The 1,522-nt window shown below is 46.6% G+C and carries 1 protein-coding gene; it reads left to right on the top strand.

Annotated features, from left to right (window positions below; all coding sequences use genetic code 11):
* Window positions 1-96: 96 nt before the first annotated feature.
* The gene (locus QZX97_RS02380) at window positions 97-1,461 is read left to right on the top strand and encodes an MFS transporter (RefSeq protein ID WP_295664121.1); all 1,365 of its coding nucleotides are present in this window, start codon (window positions 97-99) and stop codon (window positions 1,459-1,461) included.
* The last annotated feature ends 61 nt before the right edge of the window (window positions 1,462-1,522 follow it).

Genomic DNA, 1,522 nt, shown 5'->3' with positions numbered 1-1,522 from the left:
CGCTAAATTAACTCCATATTTTCTATTAATACTCGGTTTCATGTCAAAAAAAAATAAGCTGCGGAAGTATTTGCTTAAATTTTGCATATTGCAGCCATGCCTGCCGCCAAACTACCGTTCCGTAAACAAATTGCCTATGCCGCTGGTATGATGGGCTGGAGCATCATGACTAACGTTATCATCGTGATGCTGCCGTACTTTTATTTACCGCCCTCCAACTCAGGTTTAATACCGCTGGTGCCGCAGTTGATGGTGTTTGGCGTGCTCAATATCATGTCGGTCATCGCGGCTTCGGGCCGTATGATAGACGCCTTTTATGACCCTTTCCTGGCATCGCTCAGCGATAAAAGCAAAAATCCCAAAGGTCGGCGCATGCCTTTTATGCTCAAAGCTATTATACCGGCCGTATTATTTTGCAGCCTCACTTTTTACCCGTTGGTGAAAGGCGAAAGCGTGCACAACGCGTATTGGATTGCCTTTACACTTGCGGGATTCTTTATTGCAGCCACTACTTATATCATCCCCTATAACGCGCTGCTGCCCGAAATGACGGATACTGCAGCCGAAAAAATAAAACTCTCTTCCTGGCAACAGATAGGCTTTATTCTGGGCATTATATTTTCGGCTCTGGTAAACAATTTTGCCGACCTGGTGCAGCATTACTTTGTAGTGCCACAGCGTACAGTAGCGTTGCAATACACCATTTGGGGCTTAAGCATTTTTGCAGGCCTCATCATGCTCATCCCTATTTTTTTTATCGACGAGAAGAAGTACTCCAGTAGTAAACCTTCGCATTTGCCTTTATTGCCGGCCATCGCCAAAACGTTCGCCAACAGCAACTTCAAATACTACCTCATTTCCGATTTTTCCTATTATATGGCGTTGAGCATCATATCCAGCGGCTTGCTGTTTTTCGTCACCGTGCTGTTGGGCCTGCCCCAATCCGAAGGCGGCCTTTTAATGGGTGTGATGGTTTTGGTGTCGGTACTGTTCTACCCGCTTATCAATTACCTGTCTATCCGTTTTGGTAAAAAGCCCATTGTGTTGTTCTCATTCGGTTTGTTGAGCCTCATTTTTGTCGCGATATACTTTTTGGGAAGGTTCCACCTCTCGCCCAACGCCCAGATTTATACCTTAGTGATATGCGCGGCTTTCCCGCTGGCCTCTTTAGGTATACTGCCCAACGCCATCCTCGCCGAAATTGCCCAGCAGGATGCCATAAAAACCGGCGAAAACCGCGAAGGGATGTTCTTTGCCGTAAAATACCTGTTTGTAAAATTGGGACAAACACTGGGCATTGCCCTTTTCGCTTTCCTCACCGTTTATGGTAAAGACCCCGGCCACGATTACGGCCTGCGCCTTAACGGACTGTGCGGCTTTGTGCTATGCCTTTTCGCCCTCATCGCCTTCAGCAGGTTTAGGGAAAAAAGGCCGAGGAAGAAAAAACCAGTTACCCTTTAACCTACCACTCCAAATTATTTGGCCTGGTATACACCAAATGCATCACATTGATGTTGCGCAT

This window comes from uncultured Mucilaginibacter sp. (assembly GCF_903893715.1).
GTDB lineage: Bacteria > Bacteroidota > Bacteroidia > Sphingobacteriales > Sphingobacteriaceae > Mucilaginibacter.
This window is presented reverse-complemented; position numbering and strand designations above follow the sequence as displayed.

Coding starts and splice junctions, on each gene's coding strand:
- QZX97_RS02380 (WP_295664121.1), top strand. CDS start 97: ATGCCTGCCGCCAAACTACCGTTCCGTAAACAAATTGCCTATGCCGCT.